This window comes from Breznakia pachnodae, from assembly GCF_030814225.1.
GTDB lineage: Bacteria > Bacillota_I > Bacilli_A > Erysipelotrichales > Erysipelotrichaceae > Breznakia > Breznakia pachnodae.
This window is the reverse complement of sequence record NZ_JAUSUR010000001.1, coordinates 372,837-390,436: the sequence shown is the minus strand read 5'-3', so window position 1 is coordinate 390,436 and position 17,600 is coordinate 372,837. Positions and strand designations below refer to the sequence as shown.

Annotated in this window: 18 protein-coding genes and 1 tRNA gene; 13 read left to right on the top strand and 6 right to left on the bottom strand. The window is 33.6% G+C overall.

Annotation, left to right across the window (positions count from 1 at the left end):
• Position 1 precedes the first annotated feature (1 nt).
• The 3 genes from J2S15_RS01985 (at position 2) to spxB (ending at position 3,582) form a co-directional block, all read left to right on the top strand.
• Positions 2–703 (top strand): response regulator transcription factor, encoded by a 702-nt coding sequence (locus tag J2S15_RS01985; RefSeq protein ID WP_442319959.1) that lies wholly within the window; start codon positions 2–4, stop codon positions 701–703.
• Between the two features lie 147 nt (positions 704–850).
• A complete protein-coding gene (locus tag J2S15_RS01980; protein WP_307404965.1) occupies positions 851–1,693 on the top strand; it encodes a phosphate ABC transporter substrate-binding protein in 843 nt (280 codons plus the stop codon).
• 164 nt (positions 1,694–1,857) lie between these two features.
• Positions 1,858–3,582, top strand: a complete 1,725-nt coding sequence (gene spxB, locus J2S15_RS01975; protein ID WP_307404964.1) for a pyruvate oxidase — start codon at positions 1,858–1,860, stop codon at positions 3,580–3,582.
• 46 nt (positions 3,583–3,628) lie between these two features.
• On the opposite strand, the gene J2S15_RS01970 is transcribed toward spxB, so the two are convergent.
• The 4 genes from J2S15_RS01970 to J2S15_RS01955 all read right to left on the bottom strand — a co-directional run bounded on the left by J2S15_RS01970 (position 3,629) and on the right by J2S15_RS01955 (position 6,190).
• Positions 3,629–3,704, bottom strand: a tRNA-Asp gene (locus J2S15_RS01970).
• 168 nt (positions 3,705–3,872) lie between these two features.
• On the bottom strand, positions 3,873–4,226 hold the full coding sequence (locus J2S15_RS01965) for a recombinase family protein (RefSeq protein ID WP_307404962.1): 354 nt from the start codon (positions 4,224–4,226) through the stop codon (positions 3,873–3,875).
• Between the two features lie 25 nt (positions 4,227–4,251).
• Entirely contained in the window at positions 4,252–5,511 is a 1,260-nt protein-coding gene (locus J2S15_RS01960; protein ID WP_307404960.1) for a sensor histidine kinase, read from the bottom strand.
• Positions 5,504–6,190, bottom strand: a complete 687-nt coding sequence (locus J2S15_RS01955; protein WP_307404958.1) for a response regulator transcription factor — start codon at positions 6,188–6,190, stop codon at positions 5,504–5,506. Before J2S15_RS01955 ends, J2S15_RS01960 begins: the two co-directional genes overlap by 8 nt.
• 116 nt (positions 6,191–6,306) lie before the next feature.
• On the opposite strand from J2S15_RS01955, the gene J2S15_RS01950 reads away from it, so the two are divergent.
• The 4 genes from J2S15_RS01950 to J2S15_RS01935 are packed head-to-tail and all read left to right on the top strand — an operon-like array spanning position 6,307 to position 10,316.
• Complete coding sequence (locus tag J2S15_RS01950) at positions 6,307–7,239, top strand: phosphodiester glycosidase family protein (protein ID WP_307404955.1); 933 nt, start codon at positions 6,307–6,309, stop codon at positions 7,237–7,239.
• Positions 7,240–7,295: 56 nt separating this feature from the next.
• A complete protein-coding gene (locus tag J2S15_RS01945) occupies positions 7,296–8,078 on the top strand; it encodes a polyphosphate polymerase domain-containing protein (protein ID WP_307404953.1) in 783 nt (260 codons plus the stop codon).
• On the top strand, positions 8,047–8,730 hold the full coding sequence (locus J2S15_RS01940; protein WP_307404951.1) for a DUF4956 domain-containing protein: 684 nt from the start codon (positions 8,047–8,049) through the stop codon (positions 8,728–8,730). Before J2S15_RS01945 ends, J2S15_RS01940 begins: the two co-directional genes overlap by 32 nt.
• A 14-nt stretch (positions 8,731–8,744) precedes the next feature.
• A complete protein-coding gene (locus tag J2S15_RS01935; protein WP_307404949.1) occupies positions 8,745–10,316 on the top strand; it encodes a carbohydrate-binding domain-containing protein in 1,572 nt (523 codons plus the stop codon).
• 57 nt (positions 10,317–10,373) lie between these two features.
• On the opposite strand, the gene J2S15_RS01930 is transcribed toward J2S15_RS01935, so the two are convergent.
• Together J2S15_RS01930 and J2S15_RS01925 are read right to left on the bottom strand one after the other, a co-directional pair.
• Positions 10,374–10,508: a hypothetical protein gene (locus J2S15_RS01930; protein ID WP_307404947.1), complete on the bottom strand. Its 135-nt coding sequence runs from the start codon at positions 10,506–10,508 to the stop codon at positions 10,374–10,376.
• Positions 10,509–10,583: 75 nt separating this feature from the next.
• Entirely contained in the window at positions 10,584–12,971 is a 2,388-nt protein-coding gene (locus tag J2S15_RS01925; protein ID WP_307404944.1) for a PRD domain-containing protein, read from the bottom strand.
• 288 nt (positions 12,972–13,259) lie between these two features.
• On the opposite strand from J2S15_RS01925, the gene J2S15_RS01920 reads away from it, so the two are divergent.
• From J2S15_RS01920 to J2S15_RS01895, 6 genes are all read left to right on the top strand, one after another.
• The gene (locus J2S15_RS01920; RefSeq protein ID WP_307404943.1) at positions 13,260–14,240 is read left to right on the top strand and encodes an NAD(P)-dependent oxidoreductase; all 981 of its coding nucleotides are present in this window, start codon (positions 13,260–13,262) and stop codon (positions 14,238–14,240) included.
• 18 nt (positions 14,241–14,258) lie between these two features.
• Positions 14,259–14,918 carry a bifunctional 4-hydroxy-2-oxoglutarate aldolase/2-dehydro-3-deoxy-phosphogluconate aldolase gene (locus J2S15_RS01915; RefSeq protein ID WP_307404941.1) on the top strand — a complete coding sequence of 220 codons (660 nt, stop codon included), beginning with the start codon at positions 14,259–14,261 and terminating at the stop codon, positions 14,916–14,918.
• Between the two features lie 27 nt (positions 14,919–14,945).
• Positions 14,946–15,431: a PTS sugar transporter subunit IIB gene (locus J2S15_RS01910; RefSeq protein ID WP_307404938.1), complete on the top strand. Its 486-nt coding sequence runs from the start codon at positions 14,946–14,948 to the stop codon at positions 15,429–15,431.
• 84 nt (positions 15,432–15,515) lie between these two features.
• Positions 15,516–16,268, top strand: a complete 753-nt coding sequence (locus J2S15_RS01905; RefSeq protein ID WP_307404936.1) for a PTS mannose/fructose/sorbose/N-acetylgalactosamine transporter subunit IIC — start codon at positions 15,516–15,518, stop codon at positions 16,266–16,268.
• Between the two features lie 2 nt (positions 16,269–16,270).
• A complete protein-coding gene (locus J2S15_RS01900) occupies positions 16,271–17,101 on the top strand; it encodes a PTS system mannose/fructose/sorbose family transporter subunit IID (RefSeq protein ID WP_307404934.1) in 831 nt (276 codons plus the stop codon).
• 68 nt (positions 17,102–17,169) lie between these two features.
• Positions 17,170–17,583: a PTS sugar transporter subunit IIA gene (locus tag J2S15_RS01895; protein ID WP_307404933.1), complete on the top strand. Its 414-nt coding sequence runs from the start codon at positions 17,170–17,172 to the stop codon at positions 17,581–17,583.
• Positions 17,584–17,600 lie beyond the last annotated feature (17 nt).

Genomic DNA, 17,600 nt, shown 5'->3' with positions numbered 1-17,600 from the left:
AATGGAAATTTTAGTTATAGAAGATGATAAATCAATACGTAATCTTATAACAACCACATTAGAATTAAATAACTATAAGTATCATATTGCAGAAAATGCAAATGAAGGAATCAGTCAATTTTTGACTCATAATATCTCATTGATTCTTTTAGATCTTGGACTTCCAGATTTAGATGGAGTAGAAGTTGTTAAGCGAATACGCTCCTTTTCTGAGGTGCCAATTATTATAATTAGCGCCAGAGGAAATGACAGTGATAAAGTTGAAGTTCTGGATGAAGGTGCTGATGACTATCTGGTAAAACCATTTAGCATCAATGAGTTATTGGCACGTATAAGAGTGGCACTTCGCAGACAAACAAGTAATCGCAAGTTAGAAAGTTCAGAATTTAGAAATGGTGATTTAGTGATTCACTATGATGCGAAGATTGTTGAAGTGAACAATAAGGAAGTGCATCTGACACCGATTGAATATAAGTTAATCTGTTTATTAGCTAAAAATAAAGACAAGGTAATTTCCTATAATTATATTTTGAAAAATATTTGGGAAACCACATTTGAGGATGATATAAAATCGCTGCGAGTCTTTATGGCTTCTTTAAGAAAAAAAATAGAAACAAATGATAGTGTAAATAAAGGTATGATCCAGACATATGTTGGGATTGGTTATCGTATGCTTCATATTGATAGTCATTTAGATGAATAGAAAATAAAGCATTGTTAGTGAAATAATATTTCATAATACAATGCTTTTTGTTTATAACAATCTCATAACAATTTCTTTACAAATTGTTCATTGCTAGTTAATGAAGTGGTTTTATAATGTGGTTACCTAATAAGAGGAGGAAATTAAATGAAAAGAATTTTCGGTATGATAGGTATTGTAGTAGTATGTAGTTTAGTATTAGTTGGTTGTGGTGGTAAATCAGATGCAAAGGATGATTCAGCAAACAAGAATGAACCTAAAAGTGATTTAGTCGTTGGTGGATCTACATCAATTCAACCATTAATGGAACAAATAGCAGAAAGTTACAACAAAGCAGGAGAAGGAACAATCACAGTACAAGGTGGAGGTTCTGGAGTAGGGACAAAAGGTGCAACTGATGGAACATTCGATGTTGGAATGGCATCACGTGACTTAGAAGGTAGCGAAGTTGATGCATTAGATGGAACTGAAATTGCGTTGGATGGAATTGTAATTATCGTAAACAAAGATAATCCAGTGAAAGAACTTAGTTTAGAACAAGCAAAGCAAATCTATACAGGTGAAATTACTAACTGGAAAGATGTTGGTGGAAATGATCAGGAAATCGCTGTAGTATCAAGAGAAGAAGGTTCAGGAACAAGAGATGGATTTGAATCAATCGTTGGATTTGAAACGGACCAGTTAGTTGCAAATGCTGATATTCAAAATGCAACAGGTGCAGTGACAACAAGTGTTTCAGGTAACGCACAAGCGATTGGTTATATCTCTATGGGTTCAGTATCAGAAGAAGTAAACGTTCTTACTGTCGAAGGTGTTGATGCAAGTGTTGAAACCGTAAAAGATGGATCATATAAATTACAAAGACCATTTATCCTATGTGTAAAGAAAGACAGTAATGCAGGTGATAAATTATATGACTTTATCTTCTCAGATGAAGGGAAAAAATTAATAGAAGATCATAAATATATTCCTGTAGATAGAGCGGAATAAATATATGGAAAGTGCACAGATGTGTGCTTTTTTCTTGTGATAAATGTCACTTTTTCAAGCATCGTAATTGAAAATTTACATGGTTTGGCGTACGGTAAGTATATAAAATAAGTAGTTATTCAAAACTAGATAGGAGATGACAAGGTCATCAAGGGAGGAAAATAATGAATAAAAAAATTAATGCAGGAGTCGCTATGGTGCGAGTTCTAGAAAGTTGGGATGTCGATCACATTTATGGAATACCTGGAGGTTCATTTAACTCAATTATGGATGCTTTATACCATGAAAGAGAACATATCAATTATATTCAGGTACGTCATGAGGAAGTAGGAGCATTGGCTGCAGCAGCAGATGCAAAGCTGACTGGAAAGGTAGGAGTTGCTTTTGGTTCAGCAGGGCCAGGTGCAACGCATCTGATTAATGGATTGTATGATGCGCAGATGGACCATGTTCCTGTGGTTGTATTGTTGGGTCAGGTAGCGGCTACCAGAATGAATTATGATGTGTTTCAGGAGCTGAATGAAAATCCTATGTTTGCGGATGTAAGTGTTTATAATCGTACGGTAATGACTGCTGAGAGTTTGCCACACGTGGTAGATGAAGCAATTAAAGCAGCATATAAATATAGTGGGGTTGCAGTAGTAACAATCCCTGTTGATTTAGGAGTGGAAGAAATACCATATATGGAAGTTTCAACAGCGCCTAATTATAAAAAGGGAGTTATCTATCCAAATGTAGAAGATTTGAAAAAGGCAATTCCATATATTGAAGAAGCGAAAAAACCAATTCTTTATGTTGGGCAAGGTGTAAAAGGTGGCTGGGAAATAGTAAAGGCATTTAGTGAACATTTCTCAATGCCAATTGCTGCTTCGGTACTGGCAAAAGGAATTATTCCAGATGAATACAAAGCATATTTGGGAAGTGCATATCGAGTTGGTACCAAACCAGCGAATGAAGCGTTAGCAATTGCAGACTTAATTCTGTTTGTAGGTAGTGATTTTCCGTTTGCAGTAAATGTATTTAATCCAGAAGCTAAATTTATTCAAATCGATATTGATGCAAGTAAATTTGGACGTCGCCATAAAACTGATGTTTCAGTATTAGGTGATGGTACAGCTTCATTAAAAGAATTGATAAAGATTGGTAAGGCAAGAGATGCAGATGATTGGTACAATGCGAATTTAAAAAATAAAGAAAACTGGGTAAACTGGTTGGAAACTTTTGAAAATCGTAGTGATCAACCATTACGAGTAGAACCGATCTTTAAAGAAATAAATCGAATCGCAGAAGATGATGCAATCTTTGTTACAGATGTTGGTAATGTTACAATTCATGCAACAAGATTATTAAAGATGAATGGTATTCAGAAGTTCACTACATCTGGATGGTTTGCAACGATGGGTAATGGAGTTCCAGGTGGAATCGCGGCACAATTAAGTTATCCAGATCGTCAGGTATTTACATTGAGTGGTGATGGAGCGTTTGCAATGGTTATGCAGGATATCATCACACAAGTAAAGTATAAACTACCTATTATCAATGTCGTCTTATCAAACAGCTCATTTGGCTTTATTGAGGCAGAACAAGAAGATACTGAACAGAAAAAGTTTGGAGTATTCCTTCAAGATGCTGATTATGGAAAAATGGCTGAAGCAATGGGTGCAGTAGGTTTTACAGTTACAGAGTATGAACAATTAGAACCTGCATTCGAAGCTGCTAAAAAAAGTGATCGTCCAGTCGTTATTGATGTTAAAGTTAAAAATGAACGTCCACTACCAGTAGAAGAAATGTTATTAGAGACAGAAGATTTTGATAAAGAAGTTGTAGATAAGTTTATTCAAAAGTATGAAGTAAAAGATATGCCAACGTTAAGAGCGTTGCTTAAATAAATATAAAAAAACTAGATTAGCGATAATCTAGTTTTAAATTTCTTAATGGCGGTCCAGATGGGACTCGAACCCACGATCTCCTCCGTGACAGGGAGGCATGTTAACCACTACACCACTGGACCATATGTCTTTTGCTGACGAATTATATTCTACCAAAGATTCTGGTATTAGGCAAGCGTTTTTGTGAAATTTCTTAAAAAAAATTAAAAAAGTTTTTTTAACTATAAAATCACTGAATAATAAAGCTATTAATACTAATAAACAAGACCGTAAATACTACGGTCTTTTACTTATATATTTTTATAATTTGGTTCATTTACAACCTGTAACTGAATTCCTCTTGTTGTAAGGGAGCGAATGAATTTTCTTAAATCATTTTCTTTAAGGTCGAAAAACAAGAATTTAAAGACGATTACTGTTTTTATTTTATTATGTTGAATATCAATGATTAAGTTTGTTCGATTCTTAGGGTAAGCATTTCCAAAAGAATCCATTTGATCAATGTAATATACAACATCATCAAAATCATAGTGATGTTGTCTGATAAAGGAAATTACCATTTGTTTTTGATAGTCCGTACTATATAAAACATCATTTAAAACTAATTCCTGGCAATAAACAGCAATCTTTTTGTCATCACTCATAAGCGTACTCCTTAATCAAATTATATTACGAATTTGATGAATTGGATAGAGGTAGTTTAACTTCTACAATAAATTTATTATCTTTACTGTTAATTGTTATTTTACCATGATGTTTATCAATAATATTACTGGCAATTGCCAATCCTAGACCATGTCCTCCACTTTGTGAATTTCTTGAATCATCAGCACGATAGAAGCGCTCAAACAGATGTTCCAACTTTTCAGAAGGAATGGTTTTACTTTGGTTAATTATCTGTAAGTTTACATGTTTACTTGAATTACCTAAGATTACTTCTATTTTTGTGTTTTCTTCACTATATTTAATGGCATTGTCCAATAGTATGATAATTAGTTGATTAATCATGGTTGGACTACCTTTCACATATAGTTCTTCTTTAATATCCGTTTCAAACGTCAACTGTTTTTCATAAGCAATTGCTTCCAGTGAAAGAGTGCATTGTTCAATCTGACTACTGATATTAATTCGTTCACTATCTTTAAATTCAGTTGCATCCATTTTTGAAAGATACAATAAATTATTAGTAAGAGTGGATGTACGATTTACTTCATTCTTAATATTGGTTAACCACTGCTTTTGTGAAGCAACACTTTGATCTTCATTTGATAACACTAAATCTACATTGGTGTTAATAATTGTAAGTGGTGTTTTTAATTCGTGTGATGCATCAGATACAAATTGCTTTTGTTTCTGAAATGTTTCTTTCATTGGTTCAATCGCACGATTTGCAAAATATCTGCTGAATAATAAAGCAAGAATTGAAGATACAACTGCTACAATAGCAAATGCAGACAACATTCCAGTTAAGGTTGAAACATTATTGGAAATATCAGTAAATGCTATTCGATATCCCGAATTAGAAGTTTCTACTTTATATGCCCAATAACTGCCATTATAAGAAAAGAATCCTGTTTCATTATCGATAGATACTTCATTTACAAGTGCTTTATAAGTAGATGTCTGAATAGAATCAAAATGAAGATTGTTTTTATTAGTTATCTTCATGTTTTCATCTACTTCTAACCAAAATGATATAGATGGTGGAAGTTCTTCTTGCGCATCTTTTTCTTCATTTTCACCTATTGGGATTGGACGATCATTTCGGTTATCCTCATTTTGGGATAAGGTTTGATTCAACTGTGATATTACTTCATTTTCAACATTCTTATAAGTTATAAAAAAGATGGATACAAAAGAGATTAATAGAACTAAAAGAATCGCTCCTAAATTGATAAAGAGAAATTTATTACGTAATTTTTTAAACATCTTCTTTCTCCTTCAAGCGATAACCAATTCCTCTAACCGTAAAGATGGTAATATTTGATTTTAAAAATAATAGTTTTTTTCTTAAAAAAGATATATATACTTCTACATGATTAAAGTTTGCATCACTATCAAATCCCCAAATCTTATCAATTAATAATTCTTTTGTTGATACTGTTTCTTTCTGCAACATAAAGAATTCCATTAATTCAGCCTCTTTGAATGTAAGGTTTACCTGATGATCTTTTGCTGATAATAGAAGATTCTGTTTATCTAAAGTTAAATCACCATACACAAGGCGATTGCTATCTTCTAAGGTTGTGTTTCTTCTTCTGAGGTTTGCTCGTATTCTGGCAAGTAATTCATTTGTCTCAAATGGTTTTGGTAAGTAGTCATCTGCACCATCATCCAAACCACGTACCCTGTCTTCTACTTCACCTTTAGCAGTCAGTAAGATTACAGGCATTTCTAAACCATTAGCACGAATCGATTTTAATACACTAATACCATCTTTCTTTGGTAACATAATGTCTAAGATAATCAAATCATGAATTCCAAATAAAGCTTGTTCTTCACCACTTTCTCCATCATAAAAAACATCTACAGTGTAATTGTTTTTTTGTAGAATCTGAGCTAGTGAGTCAGCCAGACTTTTTTCATCTTCAATAATTAATAGTCGCATAATGGCTCTCCTAATTGGCTTTATTATAACATAGCGATTCTTAAAATCACCTTAAAACCACTTTAATAAAGTTTTAAGATATGAGGAGTAAACTATGATACATGGGAGGTGGTAGTATGCGAAAAATAATGAAAAGAATTGTAGTAGTTCTACTTGTGATCACCTTGTTTTGTGCAGGTGGAATCTTTGTATTCTTTAAAACTGATCTATTTGCAACGTATCGCGATTTATGGGTCCAGACAGCAATGTCAACTGCTAGTCATCAGTTTCTTGCTACCTGGTTTTTATCCGATGATGAAATAGAAGAAATATTAAATAAATATGAAGTGGAAAACACTACCAATTCAACTGGTGAAGGAATCAGTGTAAATAATAAAGAACAGGAAATCACAATTGAAGAAATATCCAATAATAACTATGAAGGTTATGTAGTAATGATCAGTGATCCAACATCAGTTTCGCTTGTGGATACCTTAGATGGTGATTCAGGCACCAAACTATCACAAACCGTGGAAGAGAGTGGTGCAGTTGTTGCGATGAATGCAGGAGGTTACAGCGTCTCCAGACGAGGTGGTAATGGTACTCTAAATTCGCTAACAATTATTGATGAAGAATTATTGTATGGTGAGGAAAATGAAGTATATAGCATGATTGGTTTAACTAGTGATGGAATCTTAAAATTAGGAAACTATACTTATGATGAAGCAATTGAACAAGGTATCAATGATGCAATCTCATTTGGTCCGTTTCTGATTGTTGATGGTGTAAATCAAATTACAGATACATCAACAGGTGGATTACAGCCACGTTCAACAATTGGTCAGACCAGTGATGGAACAATTATCTTTGTAGTTATAGAAGGCAGATCAACAAGCAGTGTAGGAGCAACCCTTTATGATTTACAGGAGATAATGCAGGAGTATGGTGCGTATAATGCAGCGAATCTTGATGGTGGTGGTTCTTCAACACTTTATTATGAAGGAAAACTGGTGAATGAATTATCCAATGGAAAAGAGCGAGAAATTCCTACAGCATTTATAGTTATATGATTTTAAGATTAATTTAAGAAATAAGGATTATAGTAAGTAACAATTAGGAGGAAGTTATGGCAAAAGAAGTATTTGGAAGACATGAAGCAAAGTATGTTTTAGATAGTGAAACCTTTGCAGCATTTCATAAAGAAATCCAACAATATTTAGAATTAGATCATCATAATAAAGATGGAGAACGCTATAAAATATATAATCTATATGCAGATACAAAGGACAATAATGTTATTCGTAAATCATTAGCAAAACCAAAGTATAAGGAAAAGATTCGAATTCGTTCCTATAATGAATTTGATAAGGATGACATTGTCTTTGTGGAAGTAAAGAAAAAATACAATAAGTTTGTAAATAAACGCAGAACAAAGATGAAATTTGATGATGCTGTTGATTTTGTGGAACAGGGAATTGTTCCACCTTTACAACCATATATGAATGAACAGGTGATTAAAGAACTGAAATATAGTATTGATCGTGATCAGCTTTACCTGAAGTTGTATCTTACATATGAGAGAATTGCATATTTTAGTATTGAACAAAAAGATCTAAGAATTACCTTTGATACAAATATTATTGCGAAACGAGAAGGTGAAAAACCAACATCTTTATTAAAAGATGGAATCTGGTTAATGGAAATCAAAGCAGAAAAAGCATTTCCTTTCTGGCTGGTAAAGTTACTGGCAAAACATAAAATATACAAACAAAGCTTTTCTAAGTATGGAAAAGAATATGAACATTTTATATCAGAGCATCGAAGTATTTACAGTGAATATCAGATGAATTATGAAGCAGTGAAGGGAGATACGACATATGCTAGACACAATCTTGAATTTGAATATTAATGATACAACCTTAAGTGTATCAACTGTTTTAATGTTGATTGGAATAGCGTTTATCTTAGGATTCATGATTTCATTAACCTATATGAAAACAAGTAAGAATTATCATTCGGAAAACTTTGCAGTAACCTTAATGTTACTGCCAGTATTAATGAGTACGATTATTCTGTTAATAGGAAATAATGTGGCAGGAGCATTTAGTCTAGCAGGTATATTCTCAGTTATTCGTTTTCGTAGTGCCCCAGGAAGCAGTAAAGATATTGTATATATCTTATTCTGTGTAGGATCAGGATTAGCCTGTGGTATTCAAATACCAATTTATGGTGTTATGTTTACGATTATTGTTTGTACAGCAGTTATCATTCTTGATAAGGTAGATTATGGAAAACGTAACAGTAAAAATATGCAACTTACCATTTTAGTTCCAGAAGATTTAAATAACGAACATGTATTTGATGATGTATTGAAACGTTATACAAGACAGTTTCGATTATCAAGAATGAGAACAAAAGATTTTGGTAGTGTATATGAATTAACATTTCAACTTACCATATTAAACAATAGTGAAAAACATGAAATGATTGATGAACTACGCTGTCGCAATGGTAACTTAAATATTTCACTGAGTATGTTAGAATATTCAGATGAATTCTAGAGGAGATGAAGATAATGAAGAAGATTACAACAATACTTTTACTAAGTGTGTTGTTTATAAGTGCATGTAGTGGTGGAGATAGTGAAGAAAAGGAAGCAACGACAACAAGTAGTGGTGACAATATTTCAATTGTACTTAATGGTGATTCTATTACTTCTGATAGTGATCAGGTAACTGTTGATGGTTCAACAGCAACAATCACAGCTGCTGGAACTTATGAGGTAAGCGGAGAACTTGATGATGGACAGATTCGAGTGGATGTAGGAGACAATGATGAAGTAACCCTTATTTTAAATGGAGCTACGATTCATAATGAAGATAGTGCAGCGATTTATGTAGTAAATGCTGATACCACAACAATCAGTCTTGCTGAAGGTAGCAATAATACGTTGAGTGATGGCAATGAATATACTTTTGAAAATGTGGATGAGGAGCCTGATGCGACCTTGTTCTCACACGATGACTTAGTGATTAGTGGTAGTGGTACTTTAAACATAAACGCTGCCTATGGCGATGCAATCGCCTCTAAGGATGATTTAGAGATCTATGATGCAACAATTAATGTTGATGCGAACGATGATGGTATTCGTGGTAAAGATTCAATTACGGTTGAAAATGCTACTTTAAACATTACAGCAGTGGCAGATGCGATGAAGTCAACCAATGATTCAGATACAGAAAAAGGTTATATACTAATTGAATCTGGAACGTTTACGATTACAACAACTGGTTCAACTGAATCATCATCGAAAGGGATAAAAGCCTATACCTCAATAACCATTAATGGAGGAACCTTTGATATTAATAGTAGCGATGATAGTATTCATGCAGCTGATATAACAATTACTGGTGGTGAGTATATGCTTGCTTCTGGTGATGATGGAATTCATGCAGATAACATCTTAGATATTGGTGCAGGAACTATCAATATTACGGATAGTTATGAAGGACTTGAAGCGGCGGACTTACGAATTAGTGGAGGAACTATTGATATTGTATGCAAAGATGACGGGATCAATGCAGCTGGAGGAACTGATACAACAACTGCTTCAGGACGTCAGGGAGATATGTTCTCAACGAGCAGTGGAACCCTTACAATCAGTGGAGGAACCATTACTGTAGATGCAGAAGGTGATGGTATAGATGTAAATGGTGATGCAACGATTAGTGGTGGCACTATCATTGTGCATGGACCTGCTTCAGGAGGAAATGGTGCACTTGACTATGATGGAACCTTTGAAGTGACTGGAGGTACATTAGTTGCGGTAGGTACTTCAGATATGGCAATGAGTATAAGTGGATCGCAGAACTCAGTTATGATTAACTTAACATCTACTTATACAGCAGGGTCAAAAGTTAGAATTGTATCTGCTGATGGGGACGAAATCATGTCATATACAGCAATTAAGAACTTTCAATCCATTGTGTTTAGTGATGAACAACTAAAGACGAATACTAGTTATACTGTTTATATTGACGATGAAGAATACACAACCTTTACTGCTTCATCTGGAAGTACTCAGGTTGGAACATCTGGAGGTATGATGCCAGGTGGTGATCAGGGACAAGGCGGAGGATTCCGTTAAAAAGACAAAAAGGACCATTGGTCCTTTTTTGCTTTCGACAGTGAACTGAAAACTAACTTATGTAAACTGATAAATTAAAAACATGATTATGATTACTAATGCAAGAATGAAACCTCCAATATATAAAGAGCGCATATCTTTACCATATTCATCACCTTTTTTCTTCATTTTCTTAAGTTCTTCCTTACTCATAATATCCTCCTTTTCTAATTAAACAATAGCATAATATTATATTGTTGTATTGGAGATGTAATGAAGATATATTTTCTATACCCCTATTTTCATCTTTTTAATAAAGTTATTTATAATCTCTGTAAGAACAGCAATCTCTGCTTCGTCAATTTCTAAACGTGAGAAACTAATGATTTCTTTAATGTTCTTTCTGATAACAGTATAAATTTCTTCATTGTCATAAATAAAATCAAATAATCCTTTAAAGTTAACTAGTTCTTGGGTAATTGTTCGTTCTAGCATAAAATTACCATGAAACAAGAAATGAATAATAATGTCATTGTTCATTGGAATCGATAACTCTTTACATATATTGAAGAGAGCACCATATAAGATTTCATTTGTACGTAGTGTATTCACGTGTTTAAAGTAATGATCAAACGCTTTGATATATGGATCTTCCTGCCGTGTTCCTTTGTTGATTAAGGTAGTTGATTCCAGGAAAGATTTAATATATTTATTGTCATTCATAATCGTATACATCATACTCCCGAACTGAGATCCATGGGTTTTTAGGGTATCGGATATTCTTACAAATAAAGGAAGCGAAGCAGCGTCAATTGAGAAAATAGGTATATTAGTCTTCTTTACCAACTTTTGATTTAAGTTCAGTAGGGGAGGCATATCACCTACAAGTAATACTCCATGTCCTCGATCAATATAAGCTAAAATTTTACTCAGTTCATTAATGAATAAGTTTATATCATTGTTTTGGTAATAATTTGTATAGTCAAAAGAATAGAATAATCTTGATTCGGTTGCAAAGTTTTGGATTTGAGCAAAATTCTCTGCTATTCGCTCGCCATGACATAAGACTAAGACAACAGATGACTTTACACTAATAGACTCCAAGGAATAATAAATATAGTTACGAATGTAATTACGATAAGTAGTGCTTAACTGTCTTGACATACGATGCTCAACTAGCGTAATTATACGTGTTGCTAATTTCTTTGACTGATCAGATTCGATATATTCAATATTTTCAAAGGTAAATTCTTGTGAGAATGTTCCCGTTAGCATTTTGTCAATCTGATAGTATAAAAAACTTAATAATTGCTTATCGTTTTTTAGTTTTGTTTTATTAAAGGTAGGCTCTAAAGTTTCAATTAACGTGTAATGTTCATATAAAGAAGATGAATCCGTAAGCTTGGAACGTACATTATATACGTCATATTTTGCCTGTTGAGCCAAAGTTTCATTTTCTACTGTAATGAATAAGTCAGTGATAATATCACTTCTCATTAAATTATCAATAGCTTTACATTTTTGATTCGGAATGAATTCAATTATTGGTGGTAACAGTTGTTGGATTAGATTATTGAAATCCAACTCTTTGGATTTATCATAATTATTTTCAAATAATAATTCTTTTGATATCGTGTCAAAATTTATATTTACTGGATAATTACTATTAATTCCAGATGTATAGACTTTTTTAGTGACCGTATAAGTAACTTCATTCTTTAACTGATATAGATTCAGTGGATAGTGTTTACAGGCAAAAGGAAGTAATGTATCTTTTGATACCCGTAAAATATAGCCAATATTATCACAGGTATTCTGAATAAAATGAAGAATAAAACTTAGAATTTCTTCTGGTGTTCGATCACTCATGTTTGGATAACTGATGTAGTAAGGCGTTAGTGTTTTAAAGTATTCAAAATTCTGCACTTTAGAATCTATCAGAAAAATTAAAGATGGTTTTGATTTATTGTGGAAACTATATAAATGAAGAATATTATTCGTTATCTGATAGATATCATTTTCGTAAAAACTATGAAATACTTCTATCATAATTACAGAAGTAATATTAGGGTTAATAATAGATTCTAAATCATAAGACTTATTTAGAAGTGTAGCATGATCAATAATTTGATATTTACTCTTTTTAGAAAAGTATTTATTATGAATTCCATATTCAAACAATTTTTGAGCAAAATATTTTTTTCCAGAACCAACTTCACCTTGAATTGCAATAATTGGTGCTGGCATTGTACTAGTCTGATTATAGTATAGGGCAGGGCTGATATGATTGATGATTTCATGTAAGGATTCACCTTTACGACTTCCAATCATTGTCAGTCCTTTTTTTAGAATTACATCGTCTGCATTCGTATGGAAGACAAAATAATCCTTAATGGTTTCAGGGTTAGATATTACCTGAGGAACATTTTTGAAATGAAATTGAGTAATGACTACCTTTCTTGACAAGTATAAAGTAGGACGTCCCTTTACTTTAATTAACGCTTGTTCATTAAATAACTGGTTTAGGATTCTTGATACATTTGCACGATCAAGATTAGTATCTAGTGCAATTGTTTGGGCGTTACAATTCTCAAAAGTAAATGAATCATTTGATATGCTCTCAATCGTATAATCATCTATCGTTTTCAAAATCATATCTTTTCTTGAAGTGTTCATAATTTCTCCTATTTTTTAGTGTAATTTGGTAATGAAAAACAGTTATAGAGTGTCAAAAGAGTGTTATATATCTATTTTCGATTGACACAAAATACACTTTTGATGACATTTAGCCAAAGATTTCACAAGTAAGCGTAATGTAAACGCTAACAATACGTACAAATTATAACACACAATGATTACACACTAAATAGAAAAAATCCAATTTGACAAAAAAGTTGATTGTAATATGATTTGGGTGTCACAGGGCATAGCTGTGTGAGAAACAATAAGAAAGTGGGGATGTGAATGGGGAAAATTGCAGTTATTAATATTACAAGTTTTGGAAGAGAGTTTCCTGAGTTTGTAGAAGAGTTAGAGGTAAATGTTGGTAAGGTTGAAAAGTTTATTCTGCCCGCTGATATCCCTGTTGAGGAATTAATAGATTTATTGAAAGGTTATCAATATGTATTATTAGGGAACTATCCATATTTTGGTGAAACATTCTTCAAGCAATGTGATTTAAAACTGATTGCAAGACATGGAATTGGTTTTAACAATATTGATTTAAAGAGTGCAAAAGAACATAACATTTATGTGACATCAATACCTAATGAAATAGAGATGTATGCAGTAGCTGAACAGGCACTTGCATTAACACTATCGATTAGTAAGAATATAGTGGTTGCGGATGATATGGTTCATCAAGGTGAGTGGAATGTGAATCGTCAGCGAATCATGGGGATTCAACTTACAAATAAGGTAACTGGAATTATTGGATATGGAAATATTGGAAGCTGTTACGCCCAAATGATGCAACATGGATTGAATAATAAAGTTTTAGTATATGATCCATATCTTAGTAAAGAAGTTGCTGATAAAGATGGAGTTACACTAGTTGAATTAGATGAACTGTTAGCAAAGAGTGATGTAGTTTCTCTACATGCAAATTTAACAAAAGAAACAACACATATTCTAAATGAGAAAAACTTAAGTAAAATGAAAACTTCTGCTATTCTGATAAATTCAGGTAGAGGCGATTTAATAGATGAAAAGGCACTTATAAAAGTGTTGAAAGAAAAAAAGATATTTGGTTATGGTGCAGATGTGGCAAGTGTAGAACCAATGTTAAAGGAGAATGAGTTATTAACTCTTCCAAATGTAATTATCACACCACATTCTTCCATCTATAACACGGATTGTATGTGGCAGATGAATCGTAAGGTGGTTGATGATGTATGTTTGGTTGAAGTGGGGAGTAAACCGAACAATATCATTAATGATATGTAAATGAAAGGAGGCATAATCATGGATAGAGAGCAGACAATAAAAACAATTGAAAAAGAGAAACTGATCGTAATAACACGAGGTATCACAGGTGATGATCTAGTTAGGTTGGCAAAGGCATTATATGCAGGGGGAATTCGTTGTTTTGAAATAACATATGATCCTAGTGATCCAAATACATTGGCAGAGGTGAAAAGCGATCTGCAGCGTTTGGATAAAGAGTTAAACGGCCAACTACTTTTAGGAATTGGCACTGTACTGACAAAAGAACAATTGCATAATGCGAAAGAAGCTGGAGCCAAATTTATTGTTTCGCCAAACTTTAATCCAGAAATAGTAAAGGAAACACTGAAACTTGGTCTGGTATCAGTTCCTGGAGTAATGACACCTACTGAAATATGTGCAGCTGATGAAGCTGGAGCTGATTTCATTAAGTTCTTTCCGGCAGGTACGCTTGGAGTGAAATACTGCAAGGATATCTATGCACCAATTCATCATGTGAAATATCTTGCTACTGTGGGGGTAAGCGAAGAAACATTGCGTGAATATCTGGACTTGGGATTTGCAGGTGCAGGTGTGAGTAGTCAATTAATTGATAAAAAATTAAGAGATGCAGGTAAGTTTGATGAACTTACGAAACGTGCAAAACGTTTTGTATCAATCGTAAATGAATATAATTAAGCATTCATTATTCAAGGAGGAAAATTAATGGAAAACTTAAAACTGACTAGAATTGACTTTCGTCTGATCCACGGTCAAGTAATGACTCGATGGGTAGTAAAATATAATATTACAGATATCGTCGTGGTTGATGACAAAAGTGCAAAAAGCCCACTTCTTAAAAAGATATTATTAGGGGCTGCCCCTTCTGGAGTAAAAGTAGTAGTTACTACAGTCGAAGAAGCTGCAAACATGTGGAAGAATAAAGAAATGCCAACTGGTAATTTATTGATTCTATTTAAAAATACATCACAGGCATTGGCAGCTTGGGAGCAGGGAGTGAAGTATCCATCATTACAGGTTGGTGGAATTGAAGGTTCTGGAAATAAGCGAAATGTATATAAAAATGTTGTTATGTCAACAGAAGAGAAAGATGAACTTAATATCTTGCATGATGGTGGTGTAAGAATTTACCTTCAACCAATACCTGAAGATAATGAATTCTCATTCAAAGATGTTCTTTCTAAATTTTAGAACAGTGAATGAATAATTTATTTTGGGTGTGAATAAAGAAGTGAGAAAAGTATACAATGCGTGTAAAAAAGGAGGAGAAAAACTATGTTACAAGCATTATTAATGGCGCTATTAGCGTTACTAAACGGGATTCAGGGACCATATCACTGGTATCTATTCCGTGAGCCTGTTATGGCAGGTTTCTGGGTAGGTCTTATCTATGGAGATCCTGTTCAGGGAACAATTATTGGGGCAACGGTCAACGTATCCTATTTAGGGTGGATCAGTGCTGGAGGAGCAAATGCTTCTGACCTTTATTGGGCTGGTTTATTAGGAACGTTTGTTGCCATACAAGGGGGAATGTCGATTGAAACCTCAGTTGCATTTGCAGTACCAATTGGGTTATTAGGAAACTATGTACATGTTGCTTATATGACAGTAGCGTCATTTTGGCCAGTACGAATGGATGCGCTCGCAGACAAAGGAAATTGGCGAGGGATTCGTCGTATTCAAATGCTGGGGGGACCTGCAATTGTATTAGTATTAAGAGCATTACCAGTATTCTTAATTGCATTATATGGAGGAGACTATATTCAAACATTGATCAACAGTATCCCACAATGGGCTATGAATGGTCTGGGTGCAGTAGGAAAAATGTTACCTGCATTAGGGATGTCAATGTTGATGAAATTTATGTATAAAAAAGAATTATTACCGTTCTTTGCATTAGGATTTGCAATTGCTGCTTATACTGGAATGACAGATTTATTACTATATGCAGTAGTTGGTGTATGTTTAGCATTCATCTTAATTAAATTAGGGTACAACAAAGAAGATGACATGAAAGGAGCGGAATAATCATGAGCACAGAAACAAAACAAATATTAACGAAAAAGGATGTTCGTAGAGCCGCTGTTACTTGGCATATGACATCACACATGACATATAACTATCAACGTCTTCAAGCTGGAGCATTAACAACAGCGATGGGACCAATCTTTGAAAAGTTATATCCAAATAATAATGAAAAAATGATTGAAGGACTTCAACGTCATATGTTGTATTTCAACACTGAGCCACGTTGGGGAGCAATTCTTCCAGGTATGGTTGTTGCGCTTGAAGAAGGGCTGGCAATGGATACAACTGGAGAAATGGATGCAACCATTATTCCAGACATTAAAACCGCTCTTATGGGACCACTTGCAGGTATTGGAGATACCTTATGGGCTGGTCTGGTAAAACCAATCATCTTAAGTGTTATCTTAGGTTGGGCTGTACAAGGTCATATCTGGGGAGCATGGATGTATGGTATTGGAGTTACATTATTGGACTTTGTAGTAACGTATCAAATGTTTATGCGTGGTTACAAATTAGGTATTGATTCAATTGACCGTTTCTTAGAAGGTGGATTCGTAAAAATGGTTACGACTGCACTGGGTATCATCGGGTTGTTCTGTTTGGGAGCTATGATTGTTAAATATGTAACAATCGGAGCTGTTTATACAATTGAACTGGACACTGGTGTATTAGATTTAGGTTCAATTTTAAATAAAATCGTACCATCACTGATTCCTTTAAGTGTTACGCTGCTGGGATTCTGGCTACAGGTAAAAGGAAAAAGTGTTACTACTATACTGTTAATCTTATTTGTTATTGGATTTGCAGGTGGAGCAGTAGGACTACTAGGATAATAGTAAATTTAGATAAGAGGAATCTACTATTAGGTTCCTCTTATTGTTTAAAAGAGAAGGAGTAAATAATGGTAAAAATTTTAATTGTAACGCATGGCCCATTGGCACAGGCATTTAAAGAAAGCTCAGCAATGTTCTTTGGTGATGCATGTGATGAAATGGAAACAATTGGTTTGTTTCCACAAGATAGTCCAGAACAGCTAAAAGATAAAATAACGGACAAGATAACAGCTATGGATCAAGGTGAAGGGGTAATGGTATTTGTAGATATCTTTGCAGGATCACCATTTAATATGACTGCACTGGCAATTGATGAGTTAAAAGAAGATCATCATATTCAGTGTTTCACTGGAGTAAATATGCCGTTTTTAATGGAAGCATTAGCAAATAAAGATATGATGAAACTGGATGAAATGACAACGCATTTAACAGGCTTGTCAAAGGATACAATTGTGAATTTAAGAGAATCGCTGGATCTATAACAAGTAAGGAGTGAAAT